Origin of the sequence: Streptomyces sp. NPDC007189 (assembly GCF_040703635.1) — a bacterium.
In the GTDB taxonomy this organism is placed as follows: Bacteria; Actinomycetota; Actinomycetes; order Streptomycetales; family Streptomycetaceae; genus Streptomyces.
In genome coordinates this window covers 204,534-223,049 of sequence record NZ_JBEYEY010000007.1, presented here as the reverse complement: position 1 = coordinate 223,049, position 18,516 = coordinate 204,534, and the positions used below count along the sequence as shown (strand labels likewise).

Annotated in this window: 18 protein-coding genes; 13 read left to right on the top strand and 5 right to left on the bottom strand. The window is 71.1% G+C overall.

The annotated features are described in order from the left end of the window. Positions 1-6: 6 nt before the first annotated feature. The 7 genes from AB0950_RS17115 (at position 7) to AB0950_RS17085 (ending at position 8,113) form a co-directional block, all read left to right on the top strand. Positions 7-660 carry an SCO family protein gene (locus AB0950_RS17115; protein ID WP_366778801.1) on the top strand — a complete coding sequence of 218 codons (654 nt, stop codon included), beginning with the start codon at positions 7-9 and terminating at the stop codon, positions 658-660. Between the two features lie 41 nt (positions 661-701). After that, positions 702-1,151, top strand: coding sequence for a copper chaperone PCu(A)C (locus tag AB0950_RS17110; protein WP_360571585.1), 450 nt, complete (start codon positions 702-704; stop codon positions 1,149-1,151). A gap of 13 nt (positions 1,152-1,164) precedes the next feature. Beyond that, positions 1,165-3,108 carry a copper resistance protein CopC gene (locus AB0950_RS17105; RefSeq protein ID WP_366778800.1) on the top strand — a complete coding sequence of 648 codons (1,944 nt, stop codon included), beginning with the start codon at positions 1,165-1,167 and terminating at the stop codon, positions 3,106-3,108. 8 nt (positions 3,109-3,116) lie between these two features. After that, a complete protein-coding gene (gene efeB / locus AB0950_RS17100; RefSeq protein WP_360571589.1) occupies positions 3,117-4,391 on the top strand; it encodes an iron uptake transporter deferrochelatase/peroxidase subunit in 1,275 nt (424 codons plus the stop codon). 115 nt (positions 4,392-4,506) lie between these two features. Continuing rightward, complete coding sequence (pheA, locus tag AB0950_RS17095; protein ID WP_366778799.1) at positions 4,507-5,442, top strand: prephenate dehydratase; 936 nt, start codon at positions 4,507-4,509, stop codon at positions 5,440-5,442. 593 nt (positions 5,443-6,035) lie between these two features. Then, entirely contained in the window at positions 6,036-7,313 is a 1,278-nt protein-coding gene (gene serS / locus AB0950_RS17090; protein ID WP_366778798.1) for a serine--tRNA ligase, read from the top strand. Next, positions 7,310-8,113, top strand: a complete 804-nt coding sequence (locus tag AB0950_RS17085) for an HAD family hydrolase (protein WP_360571593.1) — start codon at positions 7,310-7,312, stop codon at positions 8,111-8,113. The genes serS and AB0950_RS17085 overlap by 4 nt, the downstream gene beginning before the upstream one ends. Before the next feature lie 368 nt (positions 8,114-8,481). Here the strand turns inward: AB0950_RS17085 and AB0950_RS17080 are convergent, their stop codons facing one another. The 5 genes from AB0950_RS17080 to AB0950_RS17060 all read right to left on the bottom strand — a co-directional run bounded on the left by AB0950_RS17080 (position 8,482) and on the right by AB0950_RS17060 (position 12,313). Next, positions 8,482-8,724: a hypothetical protein gene (locus tag AB0950_RS17080; protein ID WP_366778797.1), complete on the bottom strand. Its 243-nt coding sequence runs from the start codon at positions 8,722-8,724 to the stop codon at positions 8,482-8,484. A gap of 78 nt (positions 8,725-8,802) precedes the next feature. Then, entirely contained in the window at positions 8,803-9,522 is a 720-nt protein-coding gene (locus AB0950_RS17075) for an ABC transporter permease (RefSeq protein WP_360153407.1), read from the bottom strand. 10 nt (positions 9,523-9,532) lie between these two features. After that, positions 9,533-10,444, bottom strand: coding sequence for an ABC transporter ATP-binding protein (locus tag AB0950_RS17070; RefSeq protein WP_360153404.1), 912 nt, complete (start codon positions 10,442-10,444; stop codon positions 9,533-9,535). Then, positions 10,441-11,358, bottom strand: coding sequence for an ABC transporter permease (locus AB0950_RS17065; protein ID WP_366778796.1), 918 nt, complete (start codon positions 11,356-11,358; stop codon positions 10,441-10,443). The genes AB0950_RS17070 and AB0950_RS17065 overlap by 4 nt, the downstream gene beginning before the upstream one ends. Further along, the gene (locus AB0950_RS17060; protein WP_366778878.1) at positions 11,348-12,313 is read right to left on the bottom strand and encodes an ABC transporter ATP-binding protein; all 966 of its coding nucleotides are present in this window, start codon (positions 12,311-12,313) and stop codon (positions 11,348-11,350) included. Before AB0950_RS17060 ends, AB0950_RS17065 begins: the two co-directional genes overlap by 11 nt. Before the next feature lie 268 nt (positions 12,314-12,581). Here AB0950_RS17060 and AB0950_RS17055 point away from each other — a divergent pair, with 268 nt between their 5' ends. The 6 genes from AB0950_RS17055 (at position 12,582) to AB0950_RS17030 (ending at position 18,487) form a co-directional block, all read left to right on the top strand. After that, positions 12,582-13,424: a M24 family metallopeptidase gene (locus tag AB0950_RS17055; RefSeq protein ID WP_360153398.1), complete on the top strand. Its 843-nt coding sequence runs from the start codon at positions 12,582-12,584 to the stop codon at positions 13,422-13,424. Between the two features lie 32 nt (positions 13,425-13,456). Then, a complete protein-coding gene (locus AB0950_RS17050; protein WP_366778877.1) occupies positions 13,457-15,211 on the top strand; it encodes an SDR family oxidoreductase in 1,755 nt (584 codons plus the stop codon). A gap of 214 nt (positions 15,212-15,425) precedes the next feature. Further along, positions 15,426-16,022 (top strand): RNA 2'-phosphotransferase, encoded by a 597-nt coding sequence (locus AB0950_RS17045; RefSeq protein ID WP_360153395.1) that lies wholly within the window; start codon positions 15,426-15,428, stop codon positions 16,020-16,022. A gap of 53 nt (positions 16,023-16,075) precedes the next feature. Further along, a complete protein-coding gene (locus AB0950_RS17040) occupies positions 16,076-16,546 on the top strand; it encodes a hypothetical protein (protein WP_360153392.1) in 471 nt (156 codons plus the stop codon). Positions 16,547-16,588: 42 nt separating this feature from the next. Further along, the gene (locus AB0950_RS17035) at positions 16,589-17,491 is read left to right on the top strand and encodes an LLM class flavin-dependent oxidoreductase (protein ID WP_360153389.1); all 903 of its coding nucleotides are present in this window, start codon (positions 16,589-16,591) and stop codon (positions 17,489-17,491) included. A gap of 108 nt (positions 17,492-17,599) precedes the next feature. Next, positions 17,600-18,487, top strand: a complete 888-nt coding sequence (locus AB0950_RS17030) for a Cof-type HAD-IIB family hydrolase (protein WP_360153386.1) — start codon at positions 17,600-17,602, stop codon at positions 18,485-18,487. The last annotated feature ends 29 nt before the right edge of the window (positions 18,488-18,516 follow it).

Genomic DNA, 18,516 nt, shown 5'->3' with positions numbered 1-18,516 from the left:
TTTTCTATGCGCAAGAAGACGTTCGCCGCGGCCGCGCTGCTCGCCGCCGCCACCCTGACCCTGTCCGCCTGCGGCAGCGGGAACGACGGCAAGTCGCCGGTCTCCGCGGTCTCGGTGGAGTCCGGCTCGGGCAAGGCCGCCACCGTCCTCGACCAGCCCTTCGCCAAGCCGGACCTCGTCCTCACCGACACGCACGGCGAGAAGTACGACCTCCGCAAGGAGACCCAGGGCCGCCCGACCCTGCTGTATTTCGGCTACACCCACTGCCCCGACATCTGCCCGACGACGATGAGCAACATCGCCGTGGCGAAGAAGTCGCTGCCCAAGGCCGAGCAGAACGACCTCAGGGTCGTGTTCGTCACCACCGACCCCGGCCGCGACACCCCCGCCGAGCTGGGCAAGTGGCTCAAGGGCATCGACCCGCAGTTCATCGGCCTGACCGGCGACTTCGCCACCATCCAGGCCGGCGCCCGGTCCGTCGGCATCTCCGTGGAGCCGACGACCAAGGACAAGAACGGCAAGCTCGTCTCCGTCCACGGCACCCAGGTCATCGCCTTCTCCCCGAAGACGAACGGCGGTTACGTCCTGTACGGCGAGGACGCCACGGTCGACGACTACACCAAGGACCTGCCGAAGCTGGTCAAGGGGGCGAACCCGTGAGGCGACCCGACCGGCGGCCTGCGAGGCTCCGCCCGGCCCTCGTGACCGCGGCCGCCGCACTCGCCGGCGCGCTGGCCCTCGCGGGCTGCTCCGGCTCGGGGTCCGGCTCCGGCGCGAAGGCCGACCTGTCGGTGAGCGGGCCGTACATGCCGCAGCCCGTCGCCGCGGACATGGCCGCCGGCTTTCTGACGATCACCAACAAGGGCGGCGGTGCGGACGAGCTGACCGGGGTGACCAGCGCCGACGCCGGCCAGGTCACCATGCACAGCACGATGGGCGGCGCCATGGAGGAGAAGAGCTCCTTCGCCATACCCGCGCACGGTCAACTCGTGTTCAAAAGCGGCGGCAACCATCTGATGTTCGAGAAGCTGAGGCGCCGGCCGAAGCAGGGCCAGACGGTCACCGTGAAGCTCACCTTCGCCAAGTCCGGGCCCCTCACCGTCGAGATGCCGGTGAAGTCCGCCACGTACAACCCGTCGACCGGCCACTGAGGGAGGGACCACTGTGACGCGGACCACCACCCCCCGCCTGCGGACCTGGGTGCTGCTGCTTCTCGCCGTCACCGGCGCGCTGCTCGGGGGCGCCGGACCGGCCTCCGCACACGCGGCGCTGACCGGCAGCGACCCCGCGCAGGGGGTGGTGGTCAAGCAGGCGCCCAGCCAGGTGGCCCTCACCTTCTCGGAGAAGGTGGCGATGAACGACGACTCCCTGCGCGTCCTCGACCCCCGGGGCAAGCCGGTCCAGACCGGCGGCCCGGCCAACCTGAGCGGGACGACGTACGCCGTGAAGCTCAAGGGCGGCCTGGGCAAGGGCACCTACACGGTCACCTACCAGGTCGTCTCGGCCGACAGCCACCCCGTCTCCGGCGCCTACACCTTCTCCATCGGCGCGCCCTCGCAGACCGTGGTCTCCGCCACCGGGCCGGTCGCGGGCGGCGGAGCCGTCGGCGGGCTCTACGCCTTCGGGCGGTACGCGTCGTACGCCGGCTTCATCATGCTCGTCGGCGGCGCGGCCTTCGTGCTCGCCTGCTGGCAGCGCGGCGCGGGCGTACGGCCGCTGCAGCGGCTGGTCGTCGGCGGCTGGCTCACGCTCACCGCGGCCACCCTGTGGCTGCTGCTCCTGCGCGGCTCCTACACCACCTCCGGGAAGGTCGCCGACGTCTTCGACCTCGGCCTGCTCGGCCAGGTGCTGCAGACCAAGACCGGCGCGGCTCTGGTCTCCCGGCTGCTGCTGCTCGCCGCCGCCGCGCTGTTCATCGCCGTCCTCTTCGGCGCGTACACGAAGCGGGAGGAGGGCCAGGAGAAGCGGGACCTGACCTTCGGGCTCGCCATCGGCGGTGTCGTCGTCGCGGCCGGGCTCGCCACCAGCTGGGCCATGGCCGAGCACGCCTCGGTCGGGCTGCAGCCGGCCATTGCCATGCCCGTCGACGTCGTCCACCTGCTGGCCGTCGCCGCCTGGCTGGGCGGGCTCACCGCCCTGCTCGTCGCCCTGTACCGGGCGCCCGCCGAGACACCGGTGGAGGCCGACGCGGTCCGCCGCTTCTCCCGGATCGCCTTCGGCTCCGTCGTCGCGCTCGTCGCGACCGGCACCTACCAGTCCTGGCGCCAGCTGGGCTCCTGGTCGGCGTTCACCGACACCCGGTACGGACAGCTGCTGCTGGTCAAGATCGGGCTTGTGGCGCTGCTGGTCGGCTTCGCCTCCGTATCGCGCCGCTGGACGGCCCGGCTCACGGACGGCACCGGTATGGACGCAGCACGGTCCGAAAAGGAGCGCGTCAGCGTGACCGAAGCAGGCGCGGCCAAGGCAGGCGCGGCCAAGGCAGGCGCGGCGAAGGCGGCCGGCGAGGATACCGGCTCCGGCGACTCCCGGCGCGCCGCGCAGCTGGCCCGGCAGCAGGCCGCGATGGCCGCCGCCCGGCAGAAGCGGCTGCGCGACGGTGACCGGAACCGCTTCGGGCTGCGCCGCTCGGTGCTCGCCGAGGCGGGCGTCGCGGTCGTGCTGCTCGCCGTCACCACCTGGCTCACCCAGACCGAGCCCGGCCGCACCGAACTCGACGCCAAGGCCGCCTCCGCGTCCTCCGCCGGCTCGGCCACGGCGCCCTCGAACGGCGCGCTGACCCTCGACATGCCCTTCGACACCGGCGGCGCCAACGGCAAGGGCGTCGTCAGCGTCGACCTCGACCCCGCGCGCGTGGGCGGCAACGAGATGCACGTGTACGTCCAGCGACCGGGCGGCCAGGCCTTCGACATCCCCGAGGTGAAGGTCGCCTTCACCCTGGAGACGAAGAAGATCGGCCCGCTTCCCGTGACCCCCGAGCACATCACGACCGGTCACTGGTCGGCGAGCGGCGTGCAGATCCCCATGGCCGGCGACTGGAAGGTCGCCGTGACCGTGCGGACCTCCGACATCGACCAGGTGACCGTCTCCAAGAACGCGCAGATCGGCTGAACGACACCATGCCCGACCAGTCCATCCCCGAGGCCCGTACGTCCGCCGAGCTGTCTCAGGCCTCCCCGTCCAGCGGCCTGTCCCGCCGCGCGCTGCTCGGCACCGCCGGTGCCACCGGGCTCGTGCTCGGCGCCGCCGGCGGGGCCGTGGGCTACGCCGCCGCGCCCGCGTCGGCCACCCCGCTGACGTCCGTGGGGTCCGACCGGGCGATGTTTCACGGGAAACATCAGCCCGGCATCACCGAGGGCCTGCAGGCGTGCGGTCATCTCGTCGCCTTCGACCTGGTGGCGGGCGCCGGCCGCAAGCAGGCCGCGGCCCTGCTGCGCCGCTGGTCGACGACGGCCGAGCGCCTGATGGCGGGCGAGCCGGCGCCGCACGACGACACCGACGTGGCCCGCGACGCCGGGCCGTCCTCGCTGACGATCACCTTCGGCTTCGGGTACTCCTTCTTCGGCAGGACGGGACTGGAGAAGCAGCGGCCGGCCGCGCTGGACCCGCTGCCGGACTTCTCCTCCGACCACCTCGACAAGGCGCGCAGCGACGGCGACCTGTGGGTGCAGATCGGCGCCAACGACGGCCTGGTCGCCTTCCACGCCCTGCGCGCGATCCAGAAGGACGCCGGCTCCGCGGCCCGCGTCCGCTGGCAGATGAACGGCTTCAACCGCACCCCGGGCGCCACCGCGCACCCGATGACCGCCCGCAATCTCATGGGCCAGCTCGACGGCACCCGCAATCCGAAGCCGACCGACGCCGACTTCGACCAGCGGATCTTCGTCCCCGCATCCGGCGAGCCCGCCTGGATGGCGAACGGCTCCTACGCCGTCGTACGCCGTATCCGCATGCTCCTGGACGACTGGGAGAAGCTGTCGGTGCCGGCCCAGGAGGCGGTCATCGGGCGCCGGAAGTCCAACGGGGCGCCGCTGTCCGGCGGTGACGAGACGACCCCGATGGACCTGGAGAAGACCGACGCCAAGGGCGACTACGTCGTCCCCCTCAACGCCCACTCACGCATCACCCGGCCCGACAAGAACGGGGGCGCGGCCATGCTGCGGCGCCCCTTCTCCTACCACGACGGCTTCGACGCCGACGGCGCCCCCGACGCCGGCCTGCTCTTCATCTGCTGGCAGGCGGACCCGCTGCGCGGCTTCGTACCGGTGCAGCGCAAGCTCGACCGGGGTGACGCGCTGTCGCCGTTCATCCGGCACGAGGCGAGCGGGCTGTTCGCCGTGCCGGGCGGGGCGGCGAAGGGCGAGTACGTGGGGCAGCGGCTGCTGGAGGGCTGATCTGGGGCGCGACCGGGTGACGCGCTTTGCCGGTTTCCCGTGTTCAAACCACCCGGTCGAGTGGCTTTCGTGAGACGCGGACGACGGGCTCGGCCACGGCCATTAGGGTGAGGACATGCCAGCGAGCTATGCGTATCTCGGCCCCGAGGGCACCTTCACCGAGGTGGCCCTGCGGACGCTCCCCGAGGCGGCCACCCGGGAGCTCGTCCCCTATGTGTCGGTGCAGTCCGCCCTGGACGCGGTGCGTGCCGGCGAGGCCGAGGCGGCGTTCGTCCCGATCGAGAACTCCGTCGAGGGCGGCATCACCACCACCCTGGACGAGCTGGTCGCGGGCGAACCGCTGATGATCTACCGCGAGGTGCTGCTGTCGATCACCTTCGCGCTGCTGGTCCGGCCCGGCACGAAGCTGTCGGACATCAAGACCGTCTCCGCCCACCCGGCGGCCCAGTCCCAGGTGCGGAACTGGCTGCGCGCGCATCTCCCCGACGCCGACTGGGAGTCGGCCGCCTCGAACGCGGACGCCGCCCGCCTGGTGCAGGAGGGCCGCTACGACGCCGCGTTCGCCGGCGAGTTCGCCGCCGCCCGCTACGGCCTTCAGGCCCTGGAGACCGGGATCCACGACTTCCCGGAGACCGCGCAGACGCGGTTCGTGCTGGTCGGCCGCCCGGCCCGGCCCGCCGCGCCGAGCGGCGCCGACAAGACCTCGGTGGTGCTGTGGCAGCGCGACGACCACCCCGGTGGACTGCGCGACCTGCTCGGCGAGTTCGCCTCCCGCGGGATCAACCTCATGCTGCTGCAGTCCCGGCCGACCGGTGCGGGCATCGGCAACTACTGCTTCTGCATCGACGCCGAGGGCCACATCTCCGACCGGCGGATGGCGGAGGCGCTGATGGGGCTGAAGCGGATCTGCCTCCAGGTGCGTTACCTCGGTTCCTATCCGCGCGCGGACATCACCCCGGCCGAGGCCCCGGCCACCCGGCAGGGGACGTCGGACGAGGAGTTCATGGCGGCCGCGGACTGGGTGGCGCGCTGCCAGGACGGCCGGTTCTGAAGCGGTCGTAGACTGCCTCCGGCCAGTACGACCTGTATATCTTCGTTATCCACAGGAGTTATCCACAGGTCCGCTTCTCGACCTGGGGACAAGTCGACAACGACGTGCGATCCAGTCGACAAATCGCCCTGGAAGTCCCTGTTGCGGCCACCGCCCGGCAGATCACCCTTCGTCCACCCGTTTCCTTTGGTTCATCTTTTGGAGCGACCTTTTTCCACCCGAAGGTGGGTGTCGCCCCTGTTTGAACGGGGAATTCCTCGGTTCTGCGACAACTTCCGGAGTGATCAATTCCGTAGTCCACAGATCTTCCACACAGCCTGTGGATAACTTCCCGGAGGGTGTGGATTCCTGTGGACAGCCGGCTGGGTGAAGTCTCGTGCTCCACAAGGGAATCCGGTCAAGGCGGCGGGCGGACCGTGAGCCGTCCCGGGGAGTGAGACATTTTTCCTTGACGCGCCGTGACACGTTCGGCAATTCACACATAACGGAACGTAAGCGACAAACACCGGCGAACACCCTCGAATCCGAACTCCACGGAACTCCATGGAATAGGGATTCGTGAGCGGCGAGCCCGCACCGGTAGCCTTGGCCTCGTGATTGACCTTCGTCTGCTCCGTGAGGACCCCGACCGTGTGCGCGCTTCCCAGCGCGCCCGTGGAGAGGACGTCGCGCTCGTCGACGCTCTCCTGTCTGCCGACGAGCGGCGCAGGTCCTCCGGCGTCCGCTTCGACGAGCTGCGCGCCGAGCAGAAGCAGCTCGGCAAGCTCATCCCCAAGGCCACCGGCGACGAGAAGGCCGAGCTGCTGAAGCGGGCGAGCCAGCTCGCCGCCGACGTCAAGGCCGCCGACGCCGAGCGCGACGCGGCCGACGCCGAGACCCAGGAGCTGCTGCTCCAGCTCGGCAACCTCGTCCACCCCGACGTGCCCGTCGGCGGCGAGGAGGATTTCGTCACGCTGGAGACGCACGGCACGATCCGCGACTTCGGCGCCGAGGGCTTCGAGCCCAGGGACCACCTGGAGCTGGGCCAGCTGCTCGGCGCGATCGACGTCGAGCGCGGCGCCAAGGTCTCCGGCTCCCGCTTCTACTTCCTCACCGGCGTCGGCGCCCTGCTGGAGCTGGCCCTGGTGAACGCGGCGCTGGCCCAGGCGACGGCCGCGGGCTTCACCCCGATGCTCACCCCGGCCCTGGTGCGCCCCCAGTCCATGGCGGGCACCGGCTTCCTCGGCCAGGCGGCCCAGGACGTCTACCACCTCGACAAGGACGACCTGTACCTGGTCGGCACCTCCGAGGTCCCGCTCGCGGCCTACCACATGGACGAGATCCTCGACGCCGACAAGCTGCCGCTGCGGTACGCGGGCTTCTCGCCCTGCTTCCGCCGCGAGGCCGGCTCGCACGGCAAGGACACCCGGGGCATCTTCCGCGTGCACCAGTTCGACAAGGTCGAGATGTTCTCGTACGTCTCCCCCGAGGACTCCCAGGCCGAGCACCAGCGGCTGCTGGAGTGGGAGAAGCAGTGGCTGGCCTCGCTGGAGCTGCCGTTCCGCGTCATCGACGTCGCCTCGGCCGACCTCGGCGCCTCCGCGGCCCGCAAGTTCGACTGCGAGGCGTGGATCCCGACCCAGGGCAAGTACCGCGAGCTGACCTCGACCTCGGACTGCACCGAGTTCCAGTCCCGCCGGCTGTCCATCCGCGTCCGTGACGGCAAGCAGGTCAAGCCGCTCGCGACGCTGAACGGCACGCTGTGCGCCGTACCGCGCACCATCGTGGCGATCCTGGAGAACCACCAGCAGGCCGACGGCTCCGTCCGGGTCCCCGAGGTGCTGCGCCCGTACCTGGGCGGCCGCGAGGTCCTGGAGCCGGTCGCCAAGTGAGCGCCGGATTCCCGTACCGGCTCATCGCCACCGACCTCGACGGCACGCTCCTGCGCTCCGACGGGTCGGTCTCGCAGCGCACCCGTGACGCGCTCGCCGCGGCCACCGCGGCGGGCGCGGCCCACATCGTCGTCACCGGGCGCGCGGCGCCCTGGACCCGGCCCATCCTGGACGACCTCGGTTACGACGGCCTCGCCGTCTGCGCCCAGGGCGCGCAGGTCTACGACGCCGGGGCGCACCGCCTGCTGACGTCCGTCACCCTGGACCGGCAGCTGGCGGGCGTGGCGCTGGCCAAGATCGAGGCGGAGGTGGGCCCGCTGTATCTCGCGGCCAGCCGGGACGGCCTCGACGGCGAGGTGCTGGTGGGCCCCGGGTACGCGGTGACCGGCCACCTTCCGGCGACGCCGTTCACGGATGCCTCCGACCTCTGGGCGGCTCCGCTGAACAAGCTCTACATACAGCATCCGTCGCTGGGCGACGACGAACTGGCGGAGGCCGCCCGGCAGGCGGCCGGGGGTTTCGTCACGGTCGCCATGGCCGGCGAGGGCATCGTGGAACTCCTCCCGCTGGGCCTGTCCAAGGCCACGGGGCTCTCTCTCGCCGCCCGCCGTCTCGGCCTGAAGGCCGCGGACACGATCGCCTTCGGCGACATGCCGAACGACATCCCGATGTTCACGTGGGCGGCCTATGGCGTGGCCATGGCAGACGCCCACGAGGAGCTGAAGGGGGTGGCCGACGAGGTGACGTCCTCGAACGAGGAGGACGGCATCGCGGTGGTGCTGGAAAGGTTGCTGGCGTAGCTCCGCAGCTGCGGGCAGTCCTGCTGCTGGGGCGGCACGGGTGGGCGCAGCCTCACCCTGTCGGCGCCGGGTTGCGCAACGCATCCGGCCACCCCAGCGCGGGTGCCCTCTCGCAAGAGAGGGCCACAGGGAAGGCGGCCCACGCAAGCGCAGCGCTCACGTGCTCGAAGCGGCCGCCCCGGGCTGCCCCTCGGGGCTCGACGGTGGGGTAACTACACCGGAGCCGGCCTCGGGCCGCCCTGCCGGGAGCTGGGCGTACTGCCGTGCATGGACATCGCCCACCTCCACTCCCAGAACACGGCGCCGGGACGATCCCGGCGGATGGGGCACAACCACTCTGCCCCGCCACCGAGTCGGGCGCCACCGAATTACCGGCGGCGCCACCTGCGGCGCCGCGCCTTGCTGAAGAACCAGCCCGCCGGCGGCTCGTCGGAGCGCCACGGCTGCGGCTCCGGCTCCTCGGCCCGCCAGCGGGCGGCGAGCATCCGGGCCCGGGCGGACGGCTCGGACGAGCCGGCGGCCCGCACGAACTCCTCGTCCAGGACCAGCCCGTCCCAGGCCTCGTCCTCGGACCGCCCGCGCTCGTCGTTTTCCGGCGTCTCCTCTGCCATCACCGGCCTCCCAGTCATGCATCCGGTGCTCCCAGTGTGCCGGGGACGAGGTGAAGCCCCGGTCAAGGCGCCGCGCGCCTACTCCTCGCCCGCCAGCTTCAGCGTCCGCAGCTTCTGCCCGGCGTACCAGGTGGCCAGCACGGTCACCACCACCAGCAGCACGGTGGCCGTCGGCAGGCCCACGTCCGAGGTCACCAGGTCACCGCCGGCGACCTTGTGGGCGACGGCCAGCGACCACTGCTGGACGCTGAGTGTGCGCGCGCCGGGCACCAGCGAGCCGAACAGCGCCTCCCAGACCAGCGCGTACACCAGTCCGAAGACCACCGCGTGCCGGGAGACCGTGCCGAGCAGCAGGAACAGCGCCGAGTAGGCGATGGAGGAGACCAGCGCGGCGATCGTGTAGGCGACGGCGACCTGCTGGCCGTTGCCGTTGAGGATCAGGCCGGCGATCAGGGTCGGCACCGCCGAGAAGACCATGGTCACGGCGATGGCGACGATCAGCTTGGTGAAGATGATCGCGGGCCGCTTCAGCGGTTTGGACAGCAGGTAGACGACGGAGCCGTCGTCGATCTCCGGGCCGATCGCGCCGGTGCCCGCGATGACGCCGATGATCGGCACCATGGTGGCGATCGCGAAGCCGCCGAGGACGTCGGAGGCGGTCTGGTCGTCGGCTCCGGTCAGGCCGCGCACGGCCACGGAGATCACGATCAGCAGCAGCGGCAGCGCGCCGAGGATGAGGGCCCGGCGACGGCCGAGCAGGGCCCGGTAGGTGAGCCGGGCGACGGTGGGGTCGTACATCTTCGGCCTCCTACGCCGCGACGAGATACGAGAAGACGGACTCCAGGGACTCGTCCGACGGCGAGACCGTGAGCAGCCGGATGCCGTGGTCCCGGGCGACCTGGGGCAGCAGGGCGGTGAAGCGGCCGAAGTCGACGGCCTGGACGCGCAGCGCGCCCTCGGTCGTGTCGACCTCGATGCCGGCCGTCGAGGGGTCGGCGATCAGCGCGGCCGCGAGGGCCCGGTCGTCGCTGGAGCGGACCAGGTAGCGGTGCGGTCGGTCGGTCATCAGCCGGCGGATCTTCCGGAAGTCGCCGCTGGCTGCGTGCCGGCCCGCGACGACGACCTCGATGTGCCGGGCGAGTTGTTCGACCTCTTCGAGGATGTGCGAGGAGAACAGCACGGTGCGGCCCTCGTCGCCCATCTTCCGCAGCAGGTCCATCAGTTGCATGCGCTGGCGCGGGTCCATGCCGTTGAACGGCTCGTCCAGCAGGAGCAGCGAGGGGTCGTGGACCAGCGCGCTCGCCATCTTCACGCGCTGCCGCATGCCCTTGGAGTACGTGGAGATCTTCCGGTCCTGGGCGTACTCCATCTCGACCGTGGCGAGCGCCTTTTGCGCCGCCTTGGCGCCGAGGCCGTGCATCTCGGCGTTGGCGACGACGAACTCGCGGCCGGTGAGGAAGTCGTACATCGCCTCGCGCTCGGGGACGATGCCGATGTGCCGGTAGATCTGCTCGTTGCGCCACACCGGCCGGCCGTCGAGGGTGACCGTGCCGGTGGAGGGGGCGAGGAAGCCGCCCATCATGTTGATCAGGGTGGACTTTCCGGCGCCGTTGGGTCCGAGCAGGCCGGTGACGCCGGGGCCGATGGTCATGGTGATGTCGTTGACGGCGACCACGTTGCCGAACCAGCGGGAGACGTGGTCGATGCTGAGGGTCGTCACAGTCCCACCTTCTTGTAGCGGCGCATCAGCAGGCCGTAGCTGCCGGCGATCAGGGCGAGCACGACGAGGACGTAGACCACGCCCTGCCCGGTCGACGGGTTCACCGCGCCGGGGTTGCGGGCGGTCGCGCCGAGGAACGCCGACTGGACGCCGTCGATGAGCGTGATGGGCGAGAACAGGCCGATCCAGGGGATGGCGGAGGAGTGGTCCTGCACATGGGCGATGGCCTGCAGCGTGCTGACCGCGCCGTAGGAGATGATCATCACGGCGATCACGGCGGCGATGCCGAAGCCCCGGCGCGGGGTGACGGCCGCGATGACCAGGCCGATGCCGGCGAAGAGCAGGGAGAGCAGGGCCACGGAGACAAGTCCCTCGGCGAATTCCTTCGTCTGGTGGGCGAAGCCCAGCTTGGACAGCAGCGCGCCCAGGTACATCACGAGCAGGGGGGCCGCGGTCAGGATGAAGATCGCCGAGGCCAGCGCGGCGAACTTGGCGCGGACGTAGTCGGCGGTCTCGATGGGCCGCGAGAAGTACAGCGGTACGGTCTTGAAGCGCAGGTCGCGTGAGACGGCCTGGGGCGCCTGGGAGGCGACGTAGAGGCTGATCACGGCCTGCAGCATGATCGCGTAGCGGGTGTAGGCCACCGGCAGTTCGTGCGCCTTGGTGAAGACGGCGACGGCCACCATGATGGCTGCGGGCACGCACATCACCGCGAACAGCAGCATGGGCAGCACCTTGGTCTTGGCCGAGCGGCCGAGGCCGTAGGCGCCGCGCAGGGACTGCGCGTACAGGGAGCGGCGGGCGTAGGCGCGGCCGAGGCGGGGGCCGTCGTAGCCGCGGTAGCCGATGTCGTGGATGCGGGTCTGGTCGCCGGCCGGTGTGGCCGGTGTCCGCAAGGGCTGCTCAACCGCCATGTCCGACGGCCTCCTTCCGGTCCTCGTCGCTGCTGGTGAACACCTCGGAGATGTGGTGCCGGCGCTGTTCCATGCGCACCAGGCCGAGGCCGAGGTCGGCGACGACGTCCCGGACCAGGTCGTACGTCTCCTCGCCCTGGGCGCTCAGCAGCAGGATGTGTCCGGCGCCGGGCAGGCCGTGGCCCTCGGTCTCGGTGTCCACCCCGCGCGCGTGGAGCGCGTCGCGGACCGCGCGGGTGCCGTCGGGGTGGGCGTCGCTGTCGGTGACCTCGATCGCCAGGGTGGTCGTGGTCTGGGTGAAGTCGGTGGTGGAGCTGGAACGCAGCAGCTTGCCGCCGTCGATGACGACGACGTGGTCGCAGGTGCGCTCCAGCTCGCCGAGGAGGTGGGAGGTGACCAGGACCGAGATGCCGAACTCGGTGTGGATGCGGCGGATCAGGCCGAGCATCTCGTCCCGGCCGACCGGGTCGAGGCCGTTGGTCGGCTCGTCCAGGAACACCAGCTTCGGGTCGTGCACCAGCGCCTGCGCGAGCTTGACCCGCTGCTTCATGCCGGTCGAGTAGCCGCCGATGGGGCGGTAGCGCTCCTCGTACAGCCCGACGTGGCGCAGGGTGTCCGCGGTCCGCTCGCGGGCGGCGGTGGGCGGCAGGCCGGACATGCGCGCCATGTGGACGACGAACTCGGTGGCCGAGACGTCGGGCGGCAGGCAGTCGTGCTCCGGCATGTACCCCACGCGCTCGCGGATGGCGCCGCCCTTGGAGGCGACGTCGAGGCCGAGCACCTCGGCGCGGCCCTCCGTGGCGGGGGACAGACCCAGCAGGATCTTGATCAGGGTGGACTTGCCGGCGCCGTTGGCTCCGACGAGTCCGGTCACACCGGGCCCGATGTCCACGGACAGCCGGTCGAGCGCGGTCACCCGGGGGAACCGCTTGCTCAGGCTTTCGGTCGCGATCACAGTCACGCCTACGACGGTAGTGATCCGGACCACGCCGGTCGTCAGACCTCAGAGCCGTCTTCGCGTCAGCCCCAAGTAGTACGGGGCCCTAAGGGATGCCCCCGCCCAGGGGGTCACCGACGGTTTTCCACAGCCCGCCACCCCGCTATTGACGCCGCCTCTAACAACTGCCACATTCACCAGGGTCAAGTTACGGACGAGTACGGCGGTCCACAGACGAGTCGGCGGGCCGGCGGGACGAGTCGGCGCCACGACGGGACGGGGCGGCATGACGACGGCAGTGAGCAGCGGACTCCCCGTGGAGTTGCGGGGGTTCAGGCGGGTGCAGCGCCTCGCCTACGAATGCGCGGAGGCGGTCGCGGCGCGACTGGAGCCGGGCGTGACCGAGCGCGAGGCGGCGCGGATGCAGCGCGCGTGGCTGCGCGAGCGCGGCGTGCGGGACTGGTTCCACCTGCCCTTCGCCTGGTTCGGCGACCGCACGGCGTTCGTGAACTTCCGCGTCCCCCTGCAGTTCTTCCCCACCGACCGGGTCCTGGAGCCCGGGATGCCGTTCATCCTGGACATGGCGCCGGTGTACGAGGGGTACACGGCGGACATCGGCTACTCGGGCGCGCTCGGCGGCAACCCGGTGCAGGACCGGCTGCTGGCCGACCTGGAGGCCCACCGCGAGCTGATCCTGCGCGAGGTGCGCGAGCGGCGCCCGCTGCGCGAGATCTACGAGGACGTGGACCGGCTCATGGTCCGCCAGGGCTACGCCAACCGGCATCGCGCGTACCCCTTCGGGGTGATCGCCCACAAGGTGGACAGAGTGAAGCAACGCCGTTGGTCTCCCCATCTCTTCGGGTTCGGCACGCAGTCCCTGAAGGGCCTGGCCGCCGACGCGCTGCACGGCCACCGCGAGGGATGGTCGCCGCTGTGGTCGCCGTACCGCTTCTCCGACCATCCGCCGCAGCCGGGCCTGTGGGCGGTCGAACCGCATCTCGGCTTCCGGGGTACGGGTGCGAAGTTCGAGGAGATCCTCGTGGTCACCGACTCCAAGGACCCCGAGCAGAGCGCTTTCTGGCTGGACGACGATCTGCCGCACGTGCGGCGCTGGGCGGAGGAGAAGTGACGGCGGGCGTTTCGCGAGGAGTGACGGCTGACCTGGCGCTGAAGGGTGCGCGGGAGCGCCGGGTGGCGACCGGCGGGGTCGAGCTGTGCGTGGCCGAGCTGGGCGATCCGCAGCAGCCCACGGTGATGCTGGTGCACGGCTACCCGGACAGCAAGGAGGTCTGGTCCGAGGTCGCCGTCCGCCTCGCCGACCGCTTCCACGTGGTCCTGTACGACGTCCGGGGCCACGGCCGCTCGACGGCGCCCAAACCGCTGCGCGGCGGGTTCACCCTGCCCAAGCTCACCGACGACTTCCTGGCCGTGGCCGACGCGGTCAGCCCGGACCGCCCGGTCCACCTGGTCGGCCACGACTGGGGCTCGGTGCAGTCCTGGGAGTTCGTCACGGTGGCCCGCACCAAGGGCCGTATCGCCTCCTTCACCTCGATCTCCGGGCCGTCCCTCGACCACTTCGGTCATTGGATCAACGCGCGCGTGAAGCGTCCGACGCCCCGCCGGGTGGGCCAGCTCCTCGGGCAGGGCGCCAAGTCCTGGTACGTGTACCTGCTGCACACCCCGGCCCTGCCGGAACTGGCCTGGCGCGGCCCGCTCGGCCGGATCTGGCCGAAGGTCCTTCAGCGCATGGAGAAGGTCCCCGGCGGCGCCTATCCGACCGCCTCCCTCCCCTCCGACGCGGCGCACGGCGCCTGGCTGTACCGGGACAACGTCCGCGCCCGGCTGCGCCATCCGCGCCCCGACGCGTACGCGCACGCGCCCGTGCAGCTCATCACGCCCCAGGGGGACGCGTTCCTCTCGGAGCGGCTGTACGACGACCTGGAACAGTGGGTGCCCCGGCTGACCCGCCGCACGCTCCCGGCCAAGCACTGGGTCCCGCGCAGCCGCCCGGACCAACTCGCCTCCTGGATCGAGGACTTCGTCATGGCGGTGGACGCAGGACGCGCCGAGCCGCGGGCCACCGGCCGCCATGCCGACCGGTTCGGCGGCCAGTTGGTCCTGATCACCGGGGCCGGCAGCGGCATCGGCCGGGCCACGGCGTTCGCGTTCGCGGAAGCCGGCGCGCGCGTGGTGGCGGTCGACCGCGACGCCGAATCCGCCGCCCGCACCGCCGAGTTGTCCGGGCTGATCGGGGCGCCCGAGGCGTGGGCGGAGACGGCCGACGTCTCCGACGAGCAGGCGATGGAGAAGCTCGCGGAGAAGGTGCACCGCGAACACGGCGTGCTGGACGTGCTGGTGAACAACGCGGGCATCGGGCTGTCCGGCTCCTTCTTCGCCACGTCCGCCGATGACTGGCGCAAGGTTCTGGACGTCAATCTCTGGGGCGTGATCCACGGCTGCCGGCTCTTCGGCTCGCGCATGGCCGAGCGCGGCCAGGGCGGCCACATCGTCAACACCGCCTCGGCAGCGGCCTTTCAGCCTTCCCGCGTCCTGCCCGCCTACAGCACCTCCAAGGCCGCGGTACTGATGCTCTCCGAGTGCCTGCGCGCCGAACTCGCCGACCAGGGCATCGGGGTGAGCGCGATCTGCCCCGGCATCGTCAACACCAACATCACATCCACGGCTCGTTTCGCCGGAGTTGACGAGGCCGAGGAACGCCGCCGCCAGAAGAACTCGGCCCGCCTGTACGGCCTGCGCAACTACCCGCCGGAGAAGGTGGCCGAGGCGATCCTGGACGCCGTGGTCCACAACAGGGCGGTGGTACCGGTGACTCCGGAGGCGAAGGGCGCGCATCTGTTGTCGCGGCTGCTGCCGGGTGCACTGCGGCGACTGGCGCGCGTGGAGCCGAAGTTGTGAGGCTGAGCCGGTGATCATGGCGTGCTGTCTCGCGAGTTGGATCAGCTCGCCTCATCACCCGTGCTGTGTAGGGACGTTGGTCAATCCGTTTGATCTGCATGTCAGTTGTCCACAGATCGGCCAACGCGCCTGTGGATAACTGCAGTTGGCTGTGGATCAAACCTCCCGGCGAAAAAGACCTGCGTGATCCGCGTCTCTCCCGCACGCTGGGAACATGAACGAAAGACCAAACGAAAGACAAGACGAAAGACACATCAGACACATCGACGACAGACGCGCGGTGAAGGTGTCGAAGTACCTCTCCAAACACCTGCGCCACCAGCCGGAACGCATCGGGCTCACCCTCGATCCGGGCGGCTGGGTGGAGATCGACACGCTGATCGCCGCGGCCGCCGCGCACGGCTTCCCCTTCACCCGCGAGGAACTCGACCACGTGGTGGCCGGCAACGACAAACAGCGTTTCGCGATCGAGGGGAGCCGCATCCGCGCCAGCCAGGGCCACAGCATCGAGGTCGACCTCGGCCTGCCCGCGGCGGCCCCGCCGCCGTATCTGTACCACGGGACCGTCGCCCGCAACCTCGACGCGATCCGGGCGGACGGGCTGCGGCCCATGAACCGGCACGACGTCCACCTCTCCGCCGACCGGGAGACCGCCACCCGGGTCGGCGCGCGCCGCGGGCGGCCCGTGGTGCTCACCGTCGACGCCGGCGCCATGCACCGCGACGGCCACGTGTTCCACGTCAGCGCCAACGGCGTCTGGCTGACCAAGTCGGTACCACCGCGCTACCTGCGCTTTCCCGGCCCCCGCTGAACCAGCGGCTCCGCTGCCCCACCCCCGCCGACACGGGGCGCCACCCTCCCGTCATGATCGGCGGCATGGACCACTCGCCCGAGCATCTGCCGACCACCGAGGCCGCGGTCACCGCGCTGCGGGCCCTCGCCGCCCACTACGCGCGCGAGATCGAGGTCACCCACGACATCGGCGCCGACCAGACCTCCCGTCGCAGCGCCGCGGGCATCGGCGTGACCACGGACGCCGACGGCTCCCTGCCGCACGAGGCGTACGTCGAGTTCGGCGGCGCACCCCGGGTCAGCGTGCGGCTCTACCCGGAGGACGACGCGCTGATCACCGTCGAGGGCGTCGAGTGCCCCGACATCCCGCGCGACGACGTGCCCGCCTTCCTCCGCTCCGTCTTCGACGGCCTCGCCCACGTCAAGGCGCGCCGCTTCCCGCCCGGCTACCGCCTGGTCGTGCCACTGCCCGGCGACCGCACGCACAAGGAGCACGTCCCGATGGCCCTGCTCACTCCGTGGCTGAGCCGCAGCGTACGGTGACCGTCGGCCCCGTTGTCAGCGGTTCCGCTTACTCTCGGACGCATGAGTCTGCGTCTGAGCACCGTGATCCTGCCGTACCGCCGCTGGAGCCAGGGCGGCCGATCGGCCTGGGTGCGGGCCGAGCAGCTGGGCTTCCACACCGCGTACACCTACGACCACCTGTCCTGGCGCAGCTTCCGCGACGGCCCGTGGTTCGGTGCGATACCGACGCTGACCGCCGCCGCTGCCGCCACCGAGCGGCTGCGCCTCGGCACGCTGGTGACCTCGCCGAACTTCCGGCACCCGGTGACCCTCGCCAAGGAGCTGATCTCCCTCGACGACATCTCCGGCGGCCGGATTACCCTCGGCATCGGCGCCGGCGGCACCGGCTTCGACGCGACGGCGCTGGGCCAGGAGCCGTGGAGCCCGCGCGAGCGCGCCGACCGGTTCGCCGAGTTCGTGCCGCTGCTGGACCGCCTGCTGAGCGAGGACACGGTGACGCACGAAGGCCGGTTCTACTCGGCGCACGAGGCGCGGAACATCCCGGGCTGTGTGCAGCGCCCCCGCCTGCCGTTCGCAGTGGCGGCCACCGGCCCGCGTGGCCTCAGGCTCGCCGCGCGGCACGGCCAGGCGTGGGTGACCACGGGCGACCCGAAGCTGTACGAGAGCGGCACCCCGGAGCAGTCCGTCGAGGCCCTGCGCGGGCAGATCGCCAAACTGTCCGAGGCCTGCGCGGACGCCGGGCGGGACGTGGCGGACCTGGAGAAGATCCTGCTCACGGGCTTCACCCCGGACCGCTCCCGGCCGCTTCAGTCCCTGGACGCCTTCGTGGACTTCGCTGGCCGTCACCGTGAGCTGGGCTTCACCGAGATCGCGATCCACTGGCCCATCCCGGACACCGACTTCGCCGCCGACGAGAAGGTCTTCGAGCAGATCGCCCTGGAGGCCGTCGCCCAACTGGACTGACCGGCTCCCCGATGCCGCCACCGAACACTCGGCGCGCCGCTTCCGATGAGCGCGTTGGGCGTCATCTGTGTCTCATCTGTGCGGAGTTCCGCACGTGCGTGCTGGCATATGCGTGAGAATGGCCGGGTGACCTCAGCGACCAGACAGCCCGGGACCCCGTCCGCCGCCGTACGGCCGCGGCTGATCGCCACCGACCTCGACGGCACGCTGCTGCGCGACGACAAGTCGGTCTCGCCGCGCACGGTCGCCGCGCTGGCCGCCGCCGAAGAGGCGGGCATCGAGGTCTTCTTCGTCACCGGCCGCCCGGCCCGCTGGATGGGAGTCGTCAGCGACCACGTCCACGGCCACGGCCTGGCGATCTGCGGCAACGGCGCCGCCGTGGTCGACCTGCACGGCGGCCCCGGCGCCCACCGCTTCGTCAAGGTGCGCGAACTGGCCCGCGACAACGCCCTGGACGCCGTACGGCGGCTGCGCGAGGCGGCGCCTGGCACAGTGTTCGCGGTGGAGCAGACGTACGGCTTCCACCAGGAACCGGACTATCCCAAGCTGCACATGGAGATACCGGACAACCTCCTGCCCGCCGAGCGGCTCCTCGCGCCCGACGGCCCCGACGCCGACCAACCCGTCCTCAAGATCCTCGCCTACCACCCCGACCTCGACCCGGACGCCTTCCTCACCCTGGCCCGGACCGCGATCGGCGACCGGGCCAACGTCACCCGCTCCAGCCCCAGCGCCCTGCTGGAACTGAGCGGGCCCGACGTCTCCAAGGCCAGCACCCTCGCCCTGTGCTGTGCCGAGCGCGGCATCTCGCACGAGGAGGTCGTGGCCTTCGGCGACATGCCCAACGACCTCGAGATGCTGACCTGGGCCGGCCAGTCGTACGCCATGGGCAACGCCCACCCGGACGTCCTCGCCGCCGCGTCGGGCCATACGGTCGCCAACAACGAGGACGGCGTCGCGGTCGTGATCGAGCAACTGCTCACGGACCGGTTCTGAGCCACCGACCCCTACGGCCAGCCTGAGCG